This is a genomic window from Bradyrhizobium sp. Rc3b (assembly GCF_900114915.1).
Taxonomy (GTDB): domain Bacteria; phylum Pseudomonadota; class Alphaproteobacteria; order Rhizobiales; family Xanthobacteraceae; genus Bradyrhizobium.
Genome location: NZ_FOUS01000010.1, coordinates 75613 through 98392 on the forward strand (window position 1 = coordinate 75613; position 22780 = coordinate 98392).

21 protein-coding genes and 1 pseudogene are annotated in these 22780 nt (G+C 64.6%); 3 read left to right on the top strand and 19 right to left on the bottom strand.

Annotated elements, in window-relative coordinates; all coding sequences use genetic code 11:
• The first annotated feature begins 7 nt into the window (after positions 1–7).
• The gene (locus BM190_RS23540; RefSeq protein ID WP_092259540.1) at positions 8–1231 is read left to right on the top strand and encodes a bifunctional alpha/beta hydrolase/OsmC family protein; all 1224 of its coding nucleotides are present in this window, start codon (positions 8–10) and stop codon (positions 1229–1231) included.
• A 10-nt stretch (positions 1232–1241) separates the two neighbouring features.
• Here BM190_RS23540 and pdxR read toward each other — a convergent pair whose 3' ends face one another.
• Entirely contained in the window at positions 1242–2672 is a 1431-nt protein-coding gene (pdxR, locus tag BM190_RS23545) for a MocR-like pyridoxine biosynthesis transcription factor PdxR (RefSeq protein ID WP_177237245.1), read from the bottom strand.
• Between the two features lie 97 nt (positions 2673–2769).
• Here pdxR and BM190_RS41770 point away from each other — a divergent pair.
• A pseudogene (locus BM190_RS41770) lies at positions 2770–3683 on the top strand (DMT family transporter).
• Here the strand turns inward: BM190_RS41770 and BM190_RS23555 are convergent.
• The 16 genes from BM190_RS23555 to BM190_RS23630 form a co-directional block, all read right to left on the bottom strand.
• Entirely contained in the window at positions 3662–4720 is a 1059-nt protein-coding gene (locus tag BM190_RS23555; protein WP_092259544.1) for a YeeE/YedE family protein, read from the bottom strand. The pseudogene BM190_RS41770 and the gene BM190_RS23555 sit on opposite strands and share 22 nt — an antisense overlap.
• Positions 4721–4722: 2 nt before the next feature.
• Complete coding sequence (locus BM190_RS23560) at positions 4723–5727, bottom strand: quinone oxidoreductase family protein (RefSeq protein WP_092259546.1); 1005 nt, start codon at positions 5725–5727, stop codon at positions 4723–4725.
• 76 nt (positions 5728–5803) lie between these two features.
• Complete coding sequence (gene paaK, locus BM190_RS23565; RefSeq protein ID WP_092259547.1) at positions 5804–7135, bottom strand: phenylacetate--CoA ligase PaaK; 1332 nt, start codon at positions 7133–7135, stop codon at positions 5804–5806.
• Between the two features lie 28 nt (positions 7136–7163).
• Entirely contained in the window at positions 7164–7613 is a 450-nt protein-coding gene (gene paaI, locus BM190_RS23570) for a hydroxyphenylacetyl-CoA thioesterase PaaI (protein WP_092259549.1), read from the bottom strand.
• A 101-nt stretch (positions 7614–7714) separates the two neighbouring features.
• A complete protein-coding gene (paaE, locus tag BM190_RS23575; RefSeq protein ID WP_092259551.1) occupies positions 7715–8797 on the bottom strand; it encodes a 1,2-phenylacetyl-CoA epoxidase subunit PaaE in 1083 nt (360 codons plus the stop codon).
• Between the two features lie 2 nt (positions 8798–8799).
• Complete coding sequence (gene paaD / locus BM190_RS23580; protein WP_092259553.1) at positions 8800–9303, bottom strand: 1,2-phenylacetyl-CoA epoxidase subunit PaaD; 504 nt, start codon at positions 9301–9303, stop codon at positions 8800–8802.
• Positions 9297–10073, bottom strand: coding sequence for a 1,2-phenylacetyl-CoA epoxidase subunit PaaC (gene paaC, locus BM190_RS23585; RefSeq protein ID WP_177237246.1), 777 nt, complete (start codon positions 10071–10073; stop codon positions 9297–9299). The genes paaD and paaC overlap by 7 nt, the downstream gene beginning before the upstream one ends.
• On the bottom strand, positions 10073–10360 hold the full coding sequence (gene paaB / locus BM190_RS23590) for a 1,2-phenylacetyl-CoA epoxidase subunit PaaB (RefSeq protein WP_092259557.1): 288 nt from the start codon (positions 10358–10360) through the stop codon (positions 10073–10075). Before paaB ends, paaC begins: the two co-directional genes overlap by 1 nt.
• Before the next feature lie 10 nt (positions 10361–10370).
• A complete protein-coding gene (gene paaA / locus BM190_RS23595) occupies positions 10371–11363 on the bottom strand; it encodes a 1,2-phenylacetyl-CoA epoxidase subunit PaaA (RefSeq protein ID WP_177237247.1) in 993 nt (330 codons plus the stop codon).
• A 76-nt stretch (positions 11364–11439) separates the two neighbouring features.
• Positions 11440–12306 carry a phenylacetic acid degradation operon negative regulatory protein PaaX gene (gene paaX / locus BM190_RS23600; RefSeq protein WP_018315586.1) on the bottom strand — a complete coding sequence of 289 codons (867 nt, stop codon included), beginning with the start codon at positions 12304–12306 and terminating at the stop codon, positions 11440–11442.
• A 211-nt stretch (positions 12307–12517) separates the two neighbouring features.
• A complete protein-coding gene (locus BM190_RS23605) occupies positions 12518–13288 on the bottom strand; it encodes an esterase/lipase family protein (protein WP_177237248.1) in 771 nt (256 codons plus the stop codon).
• Positions 13289–13476: 188 nt separating this feature from the next.
• A complete protein-coding gene (locus BM190_RS23610) occupies positions 13477–14763 on the bottom strand; it encodes a DUF445 domain-containing protein (RefSeq protein ID WP_092259562.1) in 1287 nt (428 codons plus the stop codon).
• Positions 14764–14983: 220 nt separating this feature from the next.
• Positions 14984–15439 carry a phasin gene (locus BM190_RS23615; RefSeq protein WP_092259565.1) on the bottom strand — a complete coding sequence of 152 codons (456 nt, stop codon included), beginning with the start codon at positions 15437–15439 and terminating at the stop codon, positions 14984–14986.
• Positions 15440–15657: 218 nt separating this feature from the next.
• Positions 15658–16251: a GNAT family N-acetyltransferase gene (locus BM190_RS23620; protein WP_177237249.1), complete on the bottom strand. Its 594-nt coding sequence runs from the start codon at positions 16249–16251 to the stop codon at positions 15658–15660.
• Complete coding sequence (locus tag BM190_RS23625) at positions 16248–17330, bottom strand: PHA/PHB synthase family protein (protein ID WP_018315581.1); 1083 nt, start codon at positions 17328–17330, stop codon at positions 16248–16250. Before BM190_RS23625 ends, BM190_RS23620 begins: the two co-directional genes overlap by 4 nt.
• The gene (locus tag BM190_RS23630) at positions 17327–17710 is read right to left on the bottom strand and encodes a hypothetical protein (RefSeq protein WP_026201523.1); all 384 of its coding nucleotides are present in this window, start codon (positions 17708–17710) and stop codon (positions 17327–17329) included. Before BM190_RS23630 ends, BM190_RS23625 begins: the two co-directional genes overlap by 4 nt.
• A 167-nt stretch (positions 17711–17877) precedes the next feature.
• Between BM190_RS23630 and BM190_RS23635 the strand changes: the two genes are divergently transcribed.
• Positions 17878–18792 carry an alpha/beta fold hydrolase gene (locus BM190_RS23635; protein WP_092259569.1) on the top strand — a complete coding sequence of 305 codons (915 nt, stop codon included), beginning with the start codon at positions 17878–17880 and terminating at the stop codon, positions 18790–18792.
• Here the strand turns inward: BM190_RS23635 and BM190_RS23640 are convergent.
• Together BM190_RS23640 and BM190_RS23645 are read right to left on the bottom strand one after the other, a co-directional pair.
• A complete protein-coding gene (locus tag BM190_RS23640; protein WP_092259571.1) occupies positions 18789–19463 on the bottom strand; it encodes a spermidine synthase in 675 nt (224 codons plus the stop codon). The two genes, BM190_RS23635 and BM190_RS23640, sit on opposite strands and share 4 nt — an antisense overlap.
• A 30-nt stretch (positions 19464–19493) precedes the next feature.
• Positions 19494–22730, bottom strand: a complete 3237-nt coding sequence (locus BM190_RS23645; RefSeq protein ID WP_092259573.1) for a bifunctional cytochrome P450/NADPH--P450 reductase — start codon at positions 22728–22730, stop codon at positions 19494–19496.
• Between the last annotated feature and the right edge of the window lie 50 nt (positions 22731–22780).

The following is a 22780-nucleotide window of genomic DNA, read 5'->3' on the forward strand; positions in this document are numbered from 1 at the left end:
GAAGCCCATGCCGACGGAACGCTTTCAATTCACGGGCGAAGGCGGACATCAGCTTGCGGCCGCACTGGAGTTGCCGGACGGCGAGCCCGCGGCCTACGCGCTGTTTGCGCACTGCTTCACTTGCGACAAGGACACGCTCGCCGCCAAGCGCATCTCGGTCGCGCTGGCAGCCAAGGGCATCGCGGTCCTGCGCTTCGACTTCACCGGGCTCGGTTCGAGCGAAGGCGATTTCGCCAATTCGACGTTTTCTTCCAACGTCGCCGATCTGGTCCGCGCGGCCGACCATCTGCGCAGTGCCCGCAAGGCGCCGTCGATCCTGATTGGCCACAGCCTCGGCGGCGCGGCGATCCTCGCGGCAGCCGGACGTATCCCAGAAGCCAGGGCAGTTGTGACCATCGCGGCGCCATCCGATCCGGCGCACGTGACCGGCCTCTTCAGGGAGCATCTCGACAACATCCGCGCGCAGGGCGAGGTCGAGGTCTCGCTCGCAGGACGCCCGTTCCGGATCAAGCGCGAGTTCCTCGAGGACATCGCCGAGCACGAGCTGATGAAGGACATCACAGGGCTGCACAAGGCGCTGCTGGTGATGCACTCGCCGGTCGACGACACCGTCGGCATCGACAATGCGACCAAGATCTTCGTTGCGGCCAGGCACCCCAAGAGCTTCGTCTCGCTCGACCATGCCGACCATCTGCTTGCCAAGCCCGCCGACGCCCTCTACGCAGCCGACGTGATTACGGCCTGGGCCAGCCGCTACATCGACAGCGCAAAGCCCGCGAAGGCGATGGATCTTCCCGAGGCGCCGCGTCAGGTCGTGGTGCAGGAGACGCGCAAGAGCAAGTTCAACCAGCTCGTCACGGTCGGACCACATCGTCTGGTGGCGGACGAACCCGTCGCCGCCGGCGGCGAGGATGCCGGTCCTGGGCCCTATGATTTCCTACTCGCTGGCTTAGGGGCCTGCACCTCCATGACCATGCGTCTTTATGCCGACCGCAAATCGCTGCCGCTCGACCGCGTCACCGTCAGATTGAAGCATTCCAAGATCTACGCCAAAGACTGCGCGGAGTGCGAGACACGCGAAGGCATGCTCGACCAGATCGAACGAGACATTGCGATGGATGGCGCGCTCGATGCCGAGCAGCGCAAGAAATTGATGGAGATCGCCGACAAGTGCCCGGTACACCGGACATTGACGTCGGAGATCCGCATCGTGACGAAGGCCGTGGACTAGCTCGACTGCACTAGAAGCACGATGCCATCGTCCGCAATGCCGCACTGATCTCGTTCTCGCGCCAGGCCGCAAAGCCGAGCAGCAGGCCGTGATCCCGCGGCCGGTCCAGCGCCAGGCTGGACAGCGCCCGCGTTTCAACGCCCGCGGCAGCCAGTCGCTTGACCGCCGCCCGATCGGCGCTACCGTGTTTGAGGCGAGCGACGAGCTGGATGCCGCCCGCCGGCACTTCGACCGAGAGCATCTCGCCCAGATGGCGCTCCAGTCCTGCAACGATGTGGTCGCGGCGCGCGTGATAGAGCCGGCGCATCCGGCGCAGATGCGCAAGGAAATGCCCGTCGGCAATGAACTCGGCCAGCGCTTCCTGGATGTGGCTGGATGCGATCAGCCCGATGTGCCGCTGTGCGATCTCGAAGGTGCTGACCAGCGCCGGCGGCACAACGAGATAGCCGAGCCGGATGTCCGACGTCATCACCTTCGAGAAGGTACCGACATAGAACACGCGGCCATGGGCATCGAGCCCTTGCAAGGCCGGCACCGGCCGGCTGTCATAGTGGAATTCGCCGTCGTAATCGTCCTCCACGATCCAGCTCTTGCCGGGCCTGCACACACCAAGAAATTCGGTGCGACGCGTCAGCGACATCAGCCGTCCGGTGGGATGCTGGTGCGATGGCGTCATGAAGATCAATTTCGGGGCCGCGAGACCCGGCATCCGCTGCATGCCCTGCGTGTCAAGCCTCATGCCGGTCACGCGCGCGCCGGAGGCACAGAAAGCGGCGGCCGCGCCGGGATAGCCGGGGTCCTCGACCCAGACCTCGTCGCCGGGGGAGATGAGAACAGCCGCGATCAAGGTCAGCGCGGCCTGCGCGCTCGGCAGGATCATGATCTGCTCTGGCGTGGCGCGAACGCCTCTGCTCGCGGCCAGGTAATGCGCGAGCGCCTCGCGCAGGCGCGCTCGGTTGACCGGTCCGAGCTCGCGTTTGGCCGCATGCACGGCGCTACGGCGCAGGCAGCGAGCCCAGATCTCGTTCGGAAACTCCCGCGCATCTCCAAGCCCTGGCCGCAACGGTCTGAGCGGCACCTGATAGGACATCGGCCAGTCGGTCTGCTTGAGCTGCGAGGCCCAGGGTGAAAGCCGCGGCTTGCCGGAGCGCACGCGCGCCGCAACTGCATCTGCTCCTTGACGTCGTTCGCCGCCGTCGACGGTGACCACCGGACGGCGGCCGTGCGAGGCCTTGAGGTATCCTTTCGCGGCGAGCTGCTCGAACGCATAGGTGACGGTGTTGCGGGAAACGCCGAGATCGCTCGCGAGCCGGCGGCTCGACGGCAGCGCGCGACCTTTGCCGAGGCGGCCGGTCGCGATCAAGCCACGGAGCTGACTCGTCAGTTGAGCCACCAGCCCGTCGTCGCCGGCCCGCTTCAGGTCGATCATAGACGAGATCATATCCGAAACTGGCACCTTGTTCCTTTCTGATCTGGCGCTTTTGTGGGTACCAGAGCGGATGCTATCTGTCGGGCCGGACTGGTTCAAGGATCTTGCGATGAACTCCCTGTCACCCCGCGCGGCCGTCGGCCTGTTCCTCATCGTCGTGCTGGCCTGGGGCGTGAACTGATCGGTGACGAAGCAATTGGTGCAGCTCGTCCCGCCGCTGTGGAGCTCGGCGATCCGGAGCTGGATCGCGCTGGCAGGATTGTTTGTGATCCTCGGGCTGAGCAACAATCTCGTGATTCCGGAGCGGCGCGACGTGCCGGTGGTCCTCAGCGTCGCGCTGCTGCACATGACGCTCTTCTCCATTCTGGTCGCGGCCGGCCTGCGCTTCCTGCCCGCGAGCAAGGGCATCGTGCTCGGCTACACCACGCCGCTCTGGGTCGCGATTGCGGCACCCCTGCTCGGAAAGGACACCCTGACCGCACCCAAGCTTGCCGGCGCCCTGCTCGGACTGATCGGCCTTGCCGTGATCCTGAATCCGTCATCAATCGACTGGGGCAATGCAAACGTCGTGCTCGGCGCCGGCATGGTCATCCTGGCCGCGATCTCCTGGGCTGCGAACATCATCTATATCCGCGCGCATCGCTGGATCGCCTCTCCGCTCCAGCTCCTGTTCTGACAGCTGCTCGTGGCCACGGGCGTGCTCTCGACCCTTGCGATGGTCATCGACGGGCTGCCGCACGTGGAATGGTCGTGGCGGCTGGCTATGCTGTTCCTGTACTCTGGCCTGATCGGAAGCGCGCTGGCCTATTGGGCGATGTCGATGGTCAACAAAAGCATCTCGGCGCTGACGACGTCGCTTGGCACCACGGAACACCGCTCGTCGGTATCGCCAGTGCTGCGATCCTGCTGGACGAGCCCCTCGACTTGAGCCTCGCTGTCGCCGCCGGATTGATCGTCACCGGCATCGGACTTGCGACGCTCGGCGACCGGCTGTTGCGCGGTCAGGCCACCGCGAGCGGTTGAACCCGCAGCACGCCACGCAAACCTGCGGTCGTGCCGAGCAGGATGCCGGCGAGTGCAACGAACGAGCCCAGCGCCAGTGTCGACACGCCCGTGAGCCCCTGCCCGATCGAGCAGCCGAACGCCATCACGCCGCCGATGCCCATCAGCGCGGCGCCGCTGCCCGATCGCAGCATGTGGCGCGGCGAGGAATAGCCTTCGAGCTTGAAGCGGCCTGTGGCGAGTGCGGTGATCAGGCTGCCGGCGAAGACGCCAGCGACCGTCGCAATACCGAAATTGAGCGTCAGGCCGGTCGAGAGCATGGCGTATTGCAGCGCGTCCGCGATCGGCGCGATGAAGGTGAGCGAGGTCACCGGCACCGGATTGAAGTCGTCGGCACCGAGATAGCCGGTGACAAGCCAGCCGGCGGCGACGAGCAGGCCGACGACGACGCCCGCCGCGATCTGGCCCGGTGAGCGCCGGAACATCGGATGCGCGAAGGCAAACAGGATCAGCGCGACGACGATCACGGCCGCCGCCAGCGCACGCGAGAGCACTTCACCGGGGCCAAGCGATGCCAGCAACGAAGGCAGCGAATTGACATTGACGGTGGTTTGCGAGGCCTGAACCAGCGCGATGCGAGCCGGCGCTACCAGCCCCTTGAGCGTCATCTGCGCAGCGATGGCGAGCACGATCACGACGACGAAGGAGCGGAGATTGCCGCGGCCGAGCAGCACCAGGGCGCGCGAGCCGCAGCCGTTCGACAGCACCATGCCGTAACCAAACAGCACTCCGCCGAGGAACAGCACCGGCACCGAGAACGTCTGCTGCAGGTAGATCGACTTGCTCAAATCAGCAATGCCGTTGCCGGCAAGGAACTGGCTGGCGGCGATCGCGACGGCGATCGCCAGCGCATAGGTCCGCACCAGCCGTCCGTCTCCCTCCGCAAGCCAGCCGCGCATGCTGCTCATCAGGCAGAAGCCGCTGAGCAGACCGACGGCGCCGTAGACAAGGCCGATGGCGAGGCCGGCGAAGATGACGATTGCTGCGGACGAGTCCATGATTACGGTTTCAGGACCACGCGATCCCGCGAGGAGCCGGCAACCGCGACATACGCCTCCTTGGCGCGCTCCAGCGGATAGACGGCATTCGCCTTGATCGAGAACGGCTTCAGCTGGCCGCTCGCAAAGCCCGGGCCGAGATCGCGCAGCACTGCGCCTGTCGCGGCCGACGACAGGCCGAGTGTATCGATGCCGACATAGGTGTGCTGGCCCCGGTAGAATTCGAGGATGTTGAACTGCACGATGCGGTCGATCGCGGCGATCAGGATCTGACGGCCACGCAATGCGAGCGACTTGTGCGCGGCCTGGAAATAGGGATCGCCGACCGTGTTGAAGACGACATCGACCCCCTTGCCGCCGGTCAATTCGCGCGCGCGCGTGGCAACGTCGGTCGCGGAGGCGTCGACCACCTCGATGGGGGCGTTGGTGTGGCCTTCGTAAGCTTCCGCTTTGCGCACCACGCCGATGACGCGCGCGCCCTGCCATGTCGCGATCTGCACCGCGGCCTGGCCGACCTTGCCATTGACGCCGAACACCAAAACGGTCTCCCCGCTCTTCGGCACGCCGGCGCGGCGAAAGCCTTCCATCGCGGTGACGAAGGGCACGCCGATGCCCGCTGCCTCCTCCCACGACACCGTGCTCGGCTTCTCCACCACCGCATCAGCCTCGACGACGAGATGGGTTGCGTGGGTACCGTCGCGGCGGATGCCGAGATCGCCGGAGGATCCGAACACCTCGCGGCCGACCGTGCCGGCCGGCCCGTCGGTCACCACGCCGGAATAGTCGCGGCCCGGCGTGCGCGGGAACACAGCATAGGGCATCAAGCCGGTCGCGGCCTTGACGTCGGAGGGATTGACGGCGGCGGCCTTGACCTCGATCAGGAGATCGTTCGGACCGCGCGCCAGCTTGTGATGCTCGACCACGGGCGCAACCGCGGCAGCATTCTCGGCCTTGGCATTGAGGCGCACGCAGCGCGCTTCGACGGTTTTGGTATCGGCTGGCAACATGAAAGACCCGCGATTTCTCGCGGGCCTTGTCGCCTCTGGGGCCGGTCAAGTCAATCCGTCAAGTCAATCCGTAAAGTCAAGCCTTGGGCCGCTTGTCGTAGAGCCGCTTGGCCTTGCCGAGCGAGCGCTCCAGCGTGGCGGGCGCGACCACCTGAACCCTGGAGCTAATGCCGATGGTGTTCTTGATGTGGGTCGCAATCCGGTCGGCATGGTCGAGGAGACCGCGGCCGTCCCAGCTTTCGGACCGCGCCTCCGCGATGATTGTCAGCTCGTCCATACGGCCTTCGCGGGTCAGTTCCAGGATGAAGTGGCCGCCGCACCAGTCGGTCGCGAGCAGCACCTCCTCGATCTGGGTCGGGAACAGGTTGACACCGCGCAGGATGATCATGTCGTCCGAGCGGCCCGTCACTTTCTCCATCCGCCGCATGCCCGGCCGCGCCGTGCCCGGCAACAGCCGCGTCAGGTCGCGGGTGCGATAGCGGATCACGGGAAAAGCTTCCTTGGTGAGCGAGGTGAAGACCAGTTCGCCCTTCTCACCGTCCGGCAGCACCGCACCCGTTTCAGGATCGATCACTTCGGGATAAAAATGATCCTCCCAGATGTGCAGGCCATCCTTGGTCTCGATGCATTCCTGGGCGACGCCGGGGCCGATCACCTCGGACAGACCATAGATGTCGGTCGCATCCATATCGAAGGCGTCCTCGATCTCGCCGCGCATCGCATTGGTCCAGGGCTCGGCGCCGAAGATGCCGACCTTGAGCGAGCACTGGCGCGGGTCGAGCTTCTGACGCTTGAACTCGTCGAGGATTGCCAGCATGTAGCTCGGCGTCACCGTGATGATGTCGGGCCGGAAGTCGTTGATCAGCTGCACCTGCCGCTCGGTCATGCCGCCCGAGATCGGCACCACGGTGCAGCCGAGCTTTTCGGCGCCGTAGTGCACGCCGAGGCCGCCGGTGAAGAGGCCATAGCCATAGGCATTGTGGATGATCATGCCCGTACGCCCGCCGGCGGCGCGGATCGAGCGCGCCATCACGTCCGACCAGGTGTCGATGTCTCCTTGCGTATACCCCACCACGATCGGCTTGCCGGTCGTGCCGGAGGACGCATGCACGCGCACCAGCTTTTCGCGCGGCACGGCGAACATGTTGAAGGGATAATTGTCGCGCAGATCCGTTTTCACCGTGAACGGGAATTTCGCGAGATCGGAGAGCTCGCGAAAATCGGACGGATGCACGCCGGCCCCGTCGAAGGCCTTGCGATAATGCGCGACGTTGTCATAGGCGTGCTTCAGCGACCAGGCCAGCCGCTGCTTCTGCAGCGCCATGATCTCGTCGCGCGAGGCACGCTCATGCGCGTCCATCTCGGCGCTATAGGCGCTGCCGCCTTCCTTCAGCTTCGTCGAAGCCATCCTCGTTTCCCCACATTGATTGGTTCTTTTATTTGTCTTGCGTCGGCAGCCACGTGCCGGGAATGACGCGCGAATGCCCGCGGAATTCGGCGACGACGACGTCACCGGCGGTAACTCGCACGTCATAGATGCCGGAGCGGCCGCCGCGGGTGATCTCGCGCGCCTTTGCAACGAGGCGGTCGCCGAGCCTGCCCGGCTTGATGAAGGTGATCTGCCCCTGCGCTGCGACCACGCGTTCGTTGTGCGAGTTGCAGGCAAAGGCGAAGGCGGAATCGGCGAGCGTGAAGATGAAGCCGCCATGGGCAATGCGCTGGCCATTGACCATGTCCGGCCGCACCGTCATTGCGAGCGTCGCGAAGCCGGGGCCAATCTCGACGATCTCCATGCCGAGCCCTTTGGAGGCATCGTCCTCCGTCCACATCGCCTCAGCGCAGGCGCGGGCAATATCCTCAGGCGACAGGGCGGCTTTGACGTTCACGCGCTTCTCCCGGCCAGATGTTTGCCCATGATGTTCTGCTGGTTGGCCAAAACTGTCAAATAATGCGACGCATTTGCATCGTCAGCGTCTGAAGCACCGGCTCAGACATGGTCATAATCGACCACGACCCGCTCTGACGACGGCTTGGCCTGGCAGGTCAGGACGAACCCAGCCTTCAGCTCCCAGGGCTCCAGCGAATAGTTGATGTCCATCGGCGCGTCGCCCTCGACCAGCTTGGCGCGGCAGGTCGAGCACATGCCGCCCTTGCAGGCGAAGGGTAGATCGACGCCGGCGCGCAGCGCGGCATCGAGGATCGCCTCGTCCTCCGCGACCGGCACGTCGCGGCGCTTGCCGTCGATGATCAGCGAGGCGATCGCCTTCGGCGGCGCGTCGGGCGCGACCACCTTCTTCGGCCGCGGCTTGCCGCCGAACTCGGAGACGAAGCGCTCGACGTGGATACGCTCTTCGGCGATGCCGAGCTCGCGGCAGGTCGCCTCGATATCCTCGCTCATGCCAAGGGGCCCGCAAATGTAGACGTGATCGACGCTGGCCGCAGGCACCAGCGAGCGCAGCAGCACCCTCACCTTGTCGCCGTCGAGCCGGCCGTGCAGGATCGGGATGTCCTGCTCCTCGCCGGAGATGACGTGGAAGATGGACAGGCGATCGATGAAGCGGTCCTTCAGTTCCTCGAGCGCTTCAAGGAACATGATGTTGTCGGTGGTGCGGTTGCCGTAGAACAGGAAGAAGCGGCTGTCCGGCTCACGCGCGAGCGTGCCCTTGACGATCGACAGGATCGGCGTGATGCCGGAGCCTGCGGCGAACCCGACATGGATGCGCCCGGCATCCGCTTGAGGAATCGCACCGAAGCGGCCCGTCGGCGTCATCACATCGAGTTCGTCGCCGCATTTGAGATCTTCGGCTGCCCAGTTCGAAAACGCACCGCCGTCGACCTTCTTCACGGCGATACGAATCTCGCCATCATCAGGGCCGGAACAGATCGAATAGGAGCGCCGTACCTCCTCTCCGTCCAGCGTGGTGCGGAGCGTGAGGTATTGGCCAGGCGTGAAAGCGTAATCGCCGGCGAGTTCGCCGGGGATGGTGAAGGTCATCGAGATGGCGTCGGACGCCTCGCGGCGGAGATCGTTGACGGCCAGGCGATGGAAGCGCGGTGCGGTGGCTGACATGGTCAATGACACTTGAAGTAATCGAACGGTTCGCGGCAGGACTTGCAGCGCCACAGCGCTTTGCAGGAGGTCGAGCCGAATTCAGACAGCACCTCGGTGTTTTCCGAGCCACATTGCGGGCAGGCCACCGCCTGTTCACCGAACAGTGCCCGGCGCGAGCTTGAAGCCTGCGGCGGCGCGATGCCGTAGGCGCGCAGCTTGTGGCGACCCTCCTCGCTCATCCAGTCGGTGGTCCAGGCCGGCGACAGCACGGTGCGGACTTTCGACCGGCGAAAACCGGCGCGCTCCAGCGCGACCTCGATTTCCAGCGCGATCATGTTCATCGCCGGACAGCCGGAATAGGTCGGGGTGATCGCCACCTCGACGTGATCGCCGTCGAGCGCAACCTCGCGCAGCACGCCGAGGTCGGCGATGGTCAGCACTGGAATTTCGGGATCGACCACGCTCGCCGCAGCGTCCCAGGCGCGCCGGCGCAGTTCGCTGTCACGGTCGAGCACGCTCACCATGTCAGCCCCGGAAAGGTGCGCTGCATCGATTGCAGCTCGGACAGGAGATGGCCGAGATGTTCGCTGTGCCGGCCCACGCGGCCGCCCTGCTGCATCCAGTCGTTCTGCGGCAAGACCAGCGTGGCTTCACTGGCGACATCGGAAAGCGTTTGCAACCAGCGACCACGCAACGTGCCGGGATCAATCGCGATACCGGCGTGGATCAGCGCGCGCTCGCCATCATCGACGGCAAACATCTCGCCGGTGAAGGCCCAGAGCTGGTCGATCGCGGCCTGCGCGCGGGCGTGGCTCTCATCGGTGCCGTCGCCGAGCCGGATGAGCCACTCCGAGGCGTGGCGCAAATGATAGGCGCTCTCCTTCTCAGATTTGGCGGCAATCGCGGCCAGCGTCGTGTCGCGCGAATTCATCATCGCGCGCCAGTAGAGGTCGGCGAACGCGGAATAGAAGAACTGTCGCACCAGCGTCTGGGCAAAATCGCCGTTCGGCTGCTCGACCAGCAGCAGGTTGCGATACTGCCTGACGTCGCGCAGATAAGCGAGCTTGTCCTCGTCGTTGTCCTTGCCTTCGGCCTTGGCTGCGTAGCTGTAGAGCTCGCGCGCCTGACCGATGAGATCGAGCGCGATGTTGGAGAGCGCCATGTCCTCTTCCAGCATCGGTGCGTGCCCGCACCATTCCGACAGCCGATGGCCGAGGATCAGCGCATCGTCGGCGCGGCGCAGCGCGTAGAGCACCAGCGGCGTTTCGGAGACCTCGATGTTGGCGACGGACATCACATATGCCCTACTTCTTCCGGAACCTCGTAGAACGTCGGATGCCGGTAGATCTTCGATTCCGCCGGCTCGAACATCATGCCTTTTTTGGCGGGATCGCTCGCGGTGATCGCGGTCGACGGCACGACCCAGATCGACAGGCCTTCACCGCGGCGGGTGTAGATGTCGCGGGCGGCCTGCAGAGCCATCGTCGCGTCGCTCGCATGCAGCGATCCCACATGCTTGTGCGCGAGCCCGTTGCGGCTGCGAATGAAGACTTCCCACAGCGGTGTGTTCGGCGTGGCCATATTGGTCTCCCTATTCCGCGGCTTGCGCGGTCTGGCGATGCGCACGTTTGGCCGCATAGGCGGCGGCGGCTTCGCGCACCCAGGCGCCGTCTTCGTGCGCCTTGCGGCGCGCAGCCATGCGATCGCGATTGCACGGGCCGTTGCCGGCAAGGACCTGCTTGAACTCGGTCCAGTCGATCTCGCTGTAACGCCAGTGCCCGTCGGCATCCTGAATCATGCCGGGATCGGGAATGGTGAGGCCGAGATATTGCGCCTGCGGCACGGTGGCATCGACGAACTTCTGGCGCAGCTCGTCGTTGGAGAAACGCTTGATCTTCCACTTCGTCGAAGTGTCGCTGTGCTGGCTCGTGCTATCTGGCGGGCCGAACATCATCAGCACCGGCCACCACCAGCGGTTCAGCGCATCCTGCGCCATCGCTTTCTGCTCGTCCGAGCCGCGGCACAGCGTCAGCATGATCTCGTAGCCCTGGCGCTGATGGAAGGATTCTTCCTTGCAGACGCGGATCATCGCGCGCGCATAGGGTCCATAGGAGCAGCGGCACAGAGGGATCTGGTTCATGATCGCGGCGCCGTCGACCAGCCAACCAATGGTGCCGATGTCGGCCCAGGTCAGCGTCGGATAGTTGAAGATCGAGGAATACTTGGCTTTGCCCGCGAGCATGGCGTCGACCAGCTCTTCGCGCGAGGTGCCGAGCGTCTCGGCCGCGGCGTAGAGATAGAGGCCGTGGCCGCACTCGTCCTGCACCTTGGCGAGGAGCGCGGCCTTGCGGCGCAGGGTCGGCGCGCGGGTGATCCAGTTGCCTTCGGGCAGCATGCCGACGATTTCGGAATGGGCGTGCTGGGAAATCTGGCGTGTGAGCGTCTTGCGATAGGCCGCTGGCATCCAGTCGTTCGGCTCGATGCGCTCCTCGGCATCGATGCGGGCCTGGAACTGCGCAGCTTGGCCTGCGTCCTCAAGACTGCGGTCGTTGGTCTCGGCCGTATTCAGCGCCTGGGTATACATGCGCATCCTCCCGATTTATTGGGAGGGAATATATAACAATAATTACGTCATGCAAGATATTTCTGTAACATAAAACTCAGGCCTCGAACCTCCTTTCCAGCAGCTTCCGCGCTGGCGGCAATGGTCCCTTTTCGTTGGTTCCATGTCCATCAAGCCATTGTTCGGAGGGGGCAAGCAGCGCACGATAGATTTCGCCGCACAGGTCCCGTGCGGCCCTGCCCGGCCAGTTCGTCGGCAGCAGGCTTTCGGGCAACAGCGGATCGCGCAGCACGACGCGGCGGTAGTGGTGGATCAAGAGGATGCGCGCGGTGAAGGCGTCGGCCTCGGACAGATCCGTGCCGCGGCCGATCGCGGCGCGCAGCGGCTCGAACGTCTTCATGAATTTCAGATAGGCATCCGCGGTGCGATCCAGCGGCCAACTTGCGCTGAGCAGTCGACGCCCGCTGTCGTCCTCCGCCGAGACCTCGAGACGGATCGCGCCCGAAGCTTCATCCGGGACTGGCACCCCCGACGGCGCGACCCAGACGCCCGGCAGCGGACTGCCGAAGCCGGCATTGCGCAGCGCGTCGCGCGAGGCGTCGCGGTCCTCACCATTGCCGATCAGCAGCAGCTCGAAGCGTCCGGTCCAGTCGGATGGCGGCGGATCGTAGATGTGGCGCGTCGCGGCCTCGAACGTCTGGCGCCCCTTGTCGGCCAGCCGATAGAAGCTGTTGCGGCCAACCTTCTCGCGCGTCAGCCAGCCGTCAGCGGCGAGCCGCGACATCGCGGTGCGCACCACGCCGCTGTCGATGTCGAGCCCTTGAAAGAATTCCAGCAGCGTGCCGAGCCACACTGAGCTGCCGCGCGGCACGATGGCATCGCCGAACACGGTGATGACGATGGAGCCGGTGCGCGACGGTTCACGCTTGAGCTGGTCGATGATGCGGGACAACGGATGCGCCATGCCCGAGGCATAGCGCGTTTGATGCGGGCGCGACAATGGAGGGGAGCGACGCCACTTCTCCTTCTCCCCGCTTGCGGGGAGAAGGTCGGGATGAGGGGGAGCCTCCGCCCATTCGGTGAGAGTGGGAGTCGCGGAGACTCCCCCTCACCCGGATCGCATCTCCGATGCGATCCGACCTCTCCCCGCAAGCGGGGCGAGGTGAAGAAGCGCACTACCGATGCGGATCGGGATAGGCCAGGCTACGCCAGCCGCTACGATCGAACGGCCGCCACTGGCCTTCCTTCTGCGCGAGCCGGTCGGCCACCGCATAGACCACGGCGGGATGATGGCCCATGCCGCAATGGCTGCTCTCGACCTCGATGCTCTCGGTCTGGGTGCCCGTCTTTTCCATGCAGCCCTGCCAGGCGCAGACGCCGTCGGTGCGGCTGAAGATGGCGGTGGTCGGCACCGGCGGCGGAGCGGCAAGCTCGCCGCCGAACCGCGGATCGACCTCGTCGGACTTCCGACCGCTCGCCCATTCATAGACGCGCCAGGCATTGGTCGAACGGGGATTGCCGGCGAAGGGACTGCCGAGCGTGATCACCTGGCGCACGCGGTCGGGCATCATCTTGGCGAGCTGGCGGGCATAGAGGCCGCCGAGGCTCCAGCCGACCAGGCTGATCTTGCGGCCATGGGTGTCGCTGAGCTCCTCGACCAGATCTACCATGGCATGCTGCACGCCCTCGCGCAGACCATAGTTGCGGCCCTGGCGCCAACCGCTCACCGCATAACCCTTGCTGGTCAGAAACGTCCGCAACGCACGCGTGGATGCATCCGAGGCCACGAGGCCCGGCAGCACCAGCACCGGATGCCCATCGCCGCGCGGCGCAAGGCTCAGCAGCGGCAGCGCGCCGAGGAACGCGCCGAACTCGTGGATCGCGCGCCCTTCCAGAAACATCAGTGTTCTCGACGGCGGACGCAGCGTCTGGGCAGTAGCGGTCATCAATGTTTCCCCTGAGAAGACGCCGGGCGCGATGCCGGCAAATGGGCATGAATTCCAATACGCCGGCTTCTTGATCGTTCCGCAGTGCAGCATGAATCAGCTAGGCGGCCGGTTCCCGACATTCAAGCGGGAGAGTCGCGGGGCGACAATAGGCCCGCGCGTTAATGCTAACGTCCGTGACGCAAAAGTCACAGCAATCGGAGCAGGTATTCTACGGAGTAGAGCACCAGCCCGGCGAGCCCACCGATCAGCGAACCGTTGAAGCGGATGTATTGCAGGTCGCGCCCGATGTTGATTTCGATCAGCGAAATCAACTGCGCCATGTCCCACGCCTTGACCTGGTCGGAGATGAAGATGGAGACGCCGCTTTTCTGGTCGGCGACGAAGCTGCGCAGCACCGTTACCAGCCCCTTGTTGATCTCGCCGCGCAGCTCGGCATCGCCCGCGAGCGCTTCTCCTGCGGCGACGAACATGCCGGCGAGATGATGCTGCAGCACCTGCGTCTCGCCGCTCGCGCTGCGCTCGATGAAAGAGCGCGTGTTGGCCCAGACGGTGCGGGCGAGATCGGCAAGCTCGGGCCGCGCAAGCAGATCGCGCTTCAGCCCGTCGATCCGGTCGATATAGGCCTGATCGGTGCCGAGCCGGTCGACGAAGCTCAGCACCATGCGATCGAACTCGCCGCGGAACGGATGTTTGGGATCGCTGCGCACTTCATTGAAGAAGGCGGTGGCGGACGCCACGATCTTGTTCACCAGAAACTTGTCCGCGCGATAGAGCCGCAGCAGGGTTGGCAATTCCGCGCGCACTTTCTCCCGGATCATCCCCATCGTCTCTTTCTGGTTCAGCGTCTCGTGCATCACGCGCAGGAGATCGTCGAACAGGATCTGATGGCGTCCCTCCGCCACGAAGCCGCGCAACGTGCCGGCCGCGAGCGGGGCGAGGTCGATGGCCTGGAGCTGCGAAGACATGCGGCGGATGATGAAGGTCATCAGGCCCGAGCTCTCCGTCGCCGAGACGGCTTCCGGCAACAGGCGGAGCGCGAAGCGCGCGAGATCGTCGCTGCGCTTGCGGTCGCGCAGCCAGTCGGCGACGAAGGAGCCGAAATCGATCTCCTTCAGCTTGGCCTCGACCGGACCGGCCTCGAGGAAATGCACCTGGATGAATTCGCCGAGCTTGTCGGCGATCCGGGCCTGGTTGCTCTGGATGATCGCGGTATGCGGGATCGGCAGGCCGAGCGGCCGCTTGAACAGCGCGACCACGGCATACCAGTCGGCAAGCCCGCCGATGGTCGCGGCTTCCGCGAAGGCGGCGATGAAGCCGAACACGGGATGCACCGGCAGCAGCCATTTCGCGACGATGAAGAGCAGAAGCGTCGCGGCCAAGACCAGCGTCGCCAGCGCCTTCACGCGGCGCAGCTCGGCCGCGCGTTCGGCATCGCCGGGAGTGTCGAAGGAGAAGGTGGCGGGTGCATTCATGACGGATGGGAGATTACGTCATTCCGGGGCGATGCGAAGCATCGAACTATGGTGCGCTCTTGCGCACCTGAGAAGCTCGAGATTCTCTGGTGCGCAATTGCGCACCAGAGTTCGCCCTTCGGGCGCCCCGGAATGACGGTCAGTCACAATGACGACAGCGCAGAAACAAAAGGCCCGCCGAAGCGGGCCTCAAATTTCAGTTTTCACTCAGGGCGCCGGATCAGGCGGTCTTGTTGTAGACCTTGGCAAAATTGTCCTGAGCGGACTTCGCACCGTTGGCGGCGAGCTGGCCGAAATAGTCGGCGGTCGCCTTGGCACGCGAGACGAACACTTCGCCGCGGGCGCGGAGCAGGCTCGACTGGATCTCGACGGCTTCGCTGACCGACTTGGCGGAAGCAAGCTTGTCGATGCCGGCGAAGAACGCCTGGGCGTCGTCATAGATCGCCTGCTGGATGTTGCGGCTGATCTTGCCGGCCTCAGCGACGGATTCGGTCACCGCGTTCTCGACGGCGGCGGTCACGCGCTCGGAGCCTGCGAAGGCCTCGGCAGCACGATCCTTGGCGGTGTTGGCGGTCTTCTTGACGAACTCGCGGGCGGCCTCGGGAACTTCCAGATTCTGGATGTTCTTGAAAGCGTCCTTGAAGCCCTCGAAAGCGGTGTTGGTTTCAGTGGTCATGGGGTTCTCTCCATCCTCATTGGTTTGAGCTATGGGCTCACCCCGTCCGCATTGGCCCGGGGCACGGCTTATATGGCATAGTTAATTGTGCGATGCAATATTCATATTGCACTGCGATATCACGAAACTGTGAACAGCCTTAACGGGCGGCAATCTGATGCCTCCCTGGCCAAGCGGGTTCCCTAGAGTGGTCGGACCGCGGTGGCTGGACGGCGGTCCTAGTGCTGGACGGCGCCTGGCAGCCCGTAGGCCTCCATCTGGGCCTGGACCTGCGCGATGTTGTGGCCGAGCACGACGATGTCGTGGGTCTTGCCGTTGACGTCCCGGACATGGTCGCGCAGCAGCGCTTCGGCCTTGAAACCGAGGCTCTCGAACACGGCGATCGCAGCCTGCTGGTCGACCGTCATCTGAACCGAAAGTTTCTCCAGGCCCGCGCCGAGCGCGAGCGCGAAGGTCTCCTGCGACAGCGCCCGCCCTACCCCCTTCCCGCGAACGTCGAGCGAGACGACCATGCGGATCTCGCCGACATGGGGTGACCAGGAGTGCGGATCGCGCACCAGCGTGCCGCAGCCGACGACCTTACCGTCCCTAACCGCAAGCAGGCTCGTAATCGCGCCACGCTCGATCTCCTTGACCCAGGCCGACAGCACCTTCGGTTCGCTGATATTGCGCGGCAAAAACAGCAAATCGTGGGTCGGCAGGCCTTTGCCGAAGGCGAGCACCGCGGCTTCATCCGCGGGCGACATCAGGCGAATCTCGATATCGCCGGCGTCGGTCTTGACGTGGCGCGGATACGAACGCTGCTCGCTCATGTCGATCTCTTCCCTAGCCAGGAATCCAGTTTCGGCCATAGCCGCTTGACGGCGTTGGCTCCTGCGACGAGCGAGACGTGACCGCCCTTCAGCATCACCTCTTCCTTGTCCGCAGAACCAATCTTCGCGATCAGGTGCTTGGCGGCCTCATACGGCACGATGTGATCGTGCTCGGCCACCGCATGCAGGATCGGCACCTTGATATTGTCGAGCTTCGCAGGCCGGCCGCCGACCGACATGGTGTCGTTGAACAGCTTGTTGTCCCACATCAGGTCCTTGGTGATGGCGCGGAAATACTCGCCAGCCAGCGGCAGTGTGTCGGTCGCCCAGCGGTCGAACATGCGGTACGACTTGACGAATTCGTCGTTCCAGATGTTTTCCCAGAGCTGGATCTGGCTGACCGTGCGCGAGGCCGGACGCAACATCTCGAACGAGGACAGGATCATCTCCGGCGGCACGTTGCCGACACTGTCGACGAGATGGTCGACGTCGAAATAGCGACGGTCGGAGAAGTTCGAGAACAGCTTCATCTCTCGGAAGTCGATCGGCGTGGTGAAGCAGATCAAATTCTTCATCGGCCCGTCCTTGTGGATCGCGCCGTAGAGCAGCGACAGCACGCCGCCGAAGCAATAGCCGATGACCGAGACGTCCTGCTCGCCGGAATCGGCTTGCACCCGGCGGACGCAATCCGGGATGAAGTCGAGGACATAGTCCTCCATCCGCAGGCTCTTCTCCTCCGGCCGTGGCGCGCTCCAGTCGAGCATATAGACGTCGTAACCGCGCTTGAGCAGGAATTCGATAAAGCTCTGGCCGGGCACGAGGTCGAGGATGTAGCCGCGGTTGGTGGTCGCCATCACGATCAGCACCGGCACACGGTAGATCTCGTCCGACATCGGCCGATAGTGATAGAGGCTCATCGTGCCGCGCGAATGCAGCACATCCTTAGGCGTCGATCCAAGTGACGGCCCCGAGGTCGAGAAATATTCGACGCCCTTGATGCTGCGCTGGATGGCGCGCTGCACCTCGGATTGGATGCGTTCCGGGATAGATGCGAAATCAAGTCCGGGAGCTGCATTCATGCCTGCTCTCCGCCCTCAGACGGCGGACGCTTGGTGCGTGGCGGCCGCAATGCGGAATCGGCCCCCTGAGACACGCCGGCACTTGCAGCCATCTGACTCAGCAGCGACTTGATCTCACCGATCTGGCCTTCGATAGCTTGCAGCCTTTCGGCAAGGCCTGTGACCTGCTCCCGGCTCGGCAGGTTCATGGAGACCAGATACTTCTCCATGAGTTCGCCGAGTTGCTTCTGAGCACCTGCAGCAACTCCCCCCGCACGGTTCATCGCCTGCGAAAACTCGGGTGACGACATGGCCTGGTTGGCGAAGGAGTTGAACCCCTTCTCCATCTCACCGACCATCTTTTGCCACATGGCGACCGGGTCATTGGTCTTGTCGGTCATCGGCGTCCTCCAGATGTCGAGAGCTTCGATGCCCTTCTTTTTCCGCCATACCACACCGTTGCGCCGTGCCGGTCAACCGGCAAGCAGCGGCTCGGTGCCGCGTGCGGCTTTCATTGCAACGGGAAACCGTGCGATACAGCATCAGTCAAACGCTTGAGGGAACGCCTGTGACGACCCATCAGCCGCCCCAGACCGTCCGCGCCAACGGCATCGACATCTGCTACGAGATTTTTGGCAACGACAATGCCGAGCCGCTGCTGCTGATCATGGGATTAGGCGCCCAGATGATCCATTGGGACGATGCGTTCTGCGAGCAGCTTGCCGCACGCGGCTTCCGCGTGATCCGCTTCGACAATCGCGACATCGGCAAGTCGAGCCATCTGACGGGCGGCAAGCGGTTGACGCCACTCGAGCTGCTCAAGCTACGCTTCTTCAGGATTCCCGTCGCCGCGACTTACAAGCTGATCGACATGGCGAAAGACACGGTCGGGCTGATGGACGCGCTCGGCATCAAGTCGGCGCATCTTGTCGGTGCGTCCATGGGCGGAATGATCGCGCAGGAGGTGACGCTGTCGTTCCCGCAGCGCGTGCGCTCGCTGACCTCGATCATGTCGACGACAGGCAATCCGCGCGTGCCGCCGCCGACGCGCGAGGCCGCCGCAATGCTGATGGCTCCGCCGCCGCGCAGCAAGGAAGAGTTCATCGTCCGCTACGGCCAAACCTGGAAGGTGCTGCGCGCCGGACATTTTCCGGAGGAGGAAGCGCTCGATCCTGAACGCGCCGAGCGCGTGTTCGCGCGCGGGCTCAATCCAGCCGGCGTCGGCCGCCAGCTCCGCGCCGTGCTGGCGTCCGGCAGTCGCAAGGAAAGGCTGCACGCCGTGCAGGCGCCGACGCTGGTCATTCACGGCACCGTCGACCCGCTGGTGCGGCCCGAGGGCGGCAAGGACACGGCGGCGTCAATCCCGAACGCAAAACTGTTGATGATCGAGGGCATGGGCCACGCGCTGCCGATGCGGTTCTGGCCCGAGATCATTGGCGCCATCGACAAGCACGCGCATGGCGCGGCCGCGCAGGCGGCTTAACTCTTCCTCGCCATCCAGATTACGTGGCGCGCGCCGCCGCCTCTGCCGGTGGCGCGGACGGCGACTTCATTGACGTCGAAGCCCGCGCGCTTAAGGCGCTTGGTGAAGGCGGGATTGGGTCCCGACGACCAGACGGCGAGCACGCCGCCCGGCCGCAGTGCTGTCTTCGCCGCCGCCAGCCCGCTTGCGCTGTAGAGCGCATCATTGCCTTTGCGGGTCAGCCCCTCGGGGCCGTTGTCGACGTCAAGCAGGATAGCGTCGAAGGCCGCGCTCTTGGCACGGATGACTTCGCCGACATCGGTTTCCCGGATGCTGACCCTGGCATCATCGAGGCTATCGCCGAAGACCTCCGCCATCGGTCCACGTGCCCAGGTGACCACCGCAGGCACGAGCTCGGAGACCACGATTTTCGCCTTGGCGCCAAGCACCGCCAGCGCTGCACGCAGCGTAAAGCCCATGCCGAGGCCGCCGATCAGGACGACGGGTTTTGCGACCGTCTCGATCTGCTTCGCCGCGAGCGTTGCGAGCGCGGCCTCCGAGCCCGACAGGCGGTTGTTCATCAGCTCGTTGGTGCCGAGCTTGATGGAAAACTCCTTGCCCCGCCGCATCAAGCGGAGCTCCTCGTCGGAGCCGGGGATCTTGGCGGTATCGATTTTTTCCCAAGGAATCATGAGGGACGTTTAGCATGATCGGGCGAACAATCACCCACCCGCCCAGACGTCCAGCACATACCGGTTCTTCGTCCCCATCTCCTCGATCCAGCGCGCAGCTGCGGCCGCGTCGCTGCCGCTGTTCTCGCGATGGATCGCGACCAGTGCCGCCTTCACGTCCGGCTCCATCTTGCCGCCGTCGCCGCAGACATAGATGATCGCGCCCTGCCCGATCAGCGGCCAGACCTTGTCCTTCTGCGCGGCGAGCAGGTGCTGCACATAGGTCTTCGGTCCGTCCGCGCGCGAGAACGCCGTGAAGAGTTCCGTGATGCCGCTCGCCGCCAGCGCCTTCAGCTCGTCCGCGTAGAGAAAATCCTGATCGGGATGGCGGCAGCCGAAAAACAGCATCGCGGGTCCGAGGGTGGCGCCTTTCGCCTTGCGCGCCGCCCGCTCCTGAAGGAAGCCGCGGAACGGCGCGAGGCCCGTGCCGGGGCCGATCATGATGATGGGCACCGAGGGATCGTCGGGAAGCCGGAAGCCGGCCTTGGTCTCGCGTACGGTGGCGTAGATCGCATCGCCCGCGCGACGGTTGGCGAGGTAGTTCGAGCAGATGCCCTTGTAGGTGCCGCGGCCGGAGGCGGCCGGCCCTTCGACGACGCCGACCGTGACGCTGCAGCGCGCCGGGTCGACCGACGGCGAGGACGAGATCGAGTAATAACGCGGCGCCAGCAGCGAAAGCATTTCCAGATAGACATGGAACGGCAATTCGCAGGCGGGATATTCGAGCAGCAGATCGAACACCGATTTGCGACTGGTTAGAATCTCGCTGCGGTAACGCTCGAGCGGCTCAGGCTCCTCGCCGACGAAGGCGAGCAGCTTCGGCTTGGTGACCGGGCACCGGGTGTGCTCGGCCATGATCTGGATCTGCTTGCGCGTCGCGACCTGCTGCAGCTCGACGAACTCGCTGAGCAGGCGGCCGACCGACACGGCATCCCCTACCGGCAATTGCGCACGGCGGCCCTCGGCGACCTGAAGCCTGATCTGGTCGGCGGGCAGAAAGCCGAAGCGGCGGGCGACCGAATCCACCAGGGTCGGATCGTTGCGTGGCACGACACTCAAATGATCGCCGACGCGGTAGGCGACGTTGGACGGCAGCTGCACCTCGATGTGGCGCGTCGAACGCTCGGATGGATTGGATCCGCCCTTGTTCTGAAGCTCGTCGTTGGCGAGCACCTTCATTGCGACAGCACCGCCCTGGGCGACGATGGTGTTGACGGCTGTGACCGCTACCGGCTCGATCGCATAGAGCGGATCATCTTCGGCAGTGCGGGTGAAATTCCAGTCGATGCCGAACTCCTTCGTCGCGACCTGGGCCGCCGCCGGGAACCATTTCTGGAACTGGCCGTCGAGATCGCTGCGCGCATCGCCCTCGCCGCGCGGATAAACCGCGCGCGCACCATGCGACGACAATTGCTCGTCAATCAGGCGCGGCACCGATTGATAGGTCGCAGCCCAGTCGCTGTTGCCGCAGCCGAACACGGCGTAGCGCACGCCGGCGAAGGCATCTTTCGGCAGATCGCCGCCGAGCCATTTGACGAACTGCGTCGCGTTGTCAGGCGGCGCGCCGTTGTAGGACGCGCAGATGATCAGAACGCCGCCCTCCTGCGGCAGCTTTCCGACGTAATCGTCGAGCGGGCCGAGATGCACGGCAAAGCCGTTGATCTCGGCGAGATCAGCCATGCGCGTCGCGAGTTCCTCGGCGGTGCCGAGATTGGAGCCGTAAAGCACCAGCATCGGCGTGTTATGGCCGGGCCGGGCCGTCGGCTGGCGCGCCGCCTTCGGCGCCGAGGACATAGCCGCGATGGGCCCGCCATAGGCGCCACGCTCGCGATCGGCGCGCGGACGCACCTTGATCTTGAAGCCTTCCGGCTTCATCGTCAGAGTTTCCTTCAGATGCATCTGATAGCGCTGGTGATCGATCAGCTTGAAGCGCTGCAGGATCATGCCGAGCGCGAGCGCGGCCTCGTGCATGGCAAAGCCGCGGCCGATGCAGGCGCGCTGGCCGTTGCCGAACGGTTTCCAGGCATTGACCGGCCGCTTGGCCTCCGCCTCACGGCTGAAATTCTCGGGATCGAAGGCGTCCGGATTCGGTCCCCAGACGCTGGGATCGCGATGCAGCGCCGTCACCAGGATGGTGGTGAAGGTGCCCTTCCGGAGCTTGTACTTGCCGCCGCCGAGCGTCTCGTCCTTCAGCGGCGAGATGCCATAGGCCGGCGCCGGCGGCCACAGCCGCAGCGCCTCTTTCAGAATCTGCGTGATGTAGGTGAGCTGCGTCACCTGCTGGTAGGTCGGCTTCGCGTTGACGTCGGGGCCGAAGACACGATCGACCTCGTCATAGGCCTTCTTGAGGATGTCCGCGTGCTTGAGCAGCGCATAGAGCGTGTAGGACAACAGGCCGCTGGTGGTCTCATGGCCCGCGATCAGGAACGTGTTGATCTGGTAGCGGATGTTGACATCGTCGAGCTGCTCGCCGGTCGAACGGTCGACGCCAGTCATCATCGCGGCGAGCATGTCCTTCTTGTCGTCGATCCCCTCCGCGCTCTTGCGCCGCTCGGCGATGATCTCGTCGACCATCTTGTTCATGAAGGCGACGTCTTCGGCGAGCGTCTTGCGCCGCTTCTGCATCCAGAGCTGCTCGAACGGCAGGCCGCGGGTCATCATGATGGTTTCGAGCGAGCGCACCAGCGACTCGACGAAGGGATGGTAGTCGCGCCGGTAGAACGAATTGAAGCGATACTCGAAACCGCACAGGCCGATGGTGTCCAGCGTCAGCGCCGTCATGTCGTGGACGACGTCGATCTCGTCGTCGGCATTCAGCCGCTCCCACTTCTGGACAAGCTGCTCCGCGATATCGACCATGCTCGGGTGGTAGGACTGCATGGCGCGGTTGCCGAACGGCTGGAGCAGGATGTTGTGCGCCTTGCTCCAGTTCGGCTCGCGGGTGTCGGCCGTGAACAGGCCGTCGCCGCCAACCGCGCGCACGCGCCGCAGCGCGCCGCGCACCGTCTTGTCGAAACGCTTCTCATCAGACAGTTCATCGACGAGATCGTGGCCTGAGACGACCACGATCGGCGAGCCCATCATGTCGAGCCAGAAGATCGGACCGAGTTCCTTGGCGAGCCGCGTCAAATGCTGCACGGGGGCGGCCGAGTCCAGCGACAGCATGTTGCCGACCACAGGCTTGGTCGGCGGATGCGGGATTGGGTCCAGACGGTTGTTGGATGACATTGACGTGCGTTTCCCCCTGCCTTGCGTCATTCCGGGATGGTCCGAAGGAC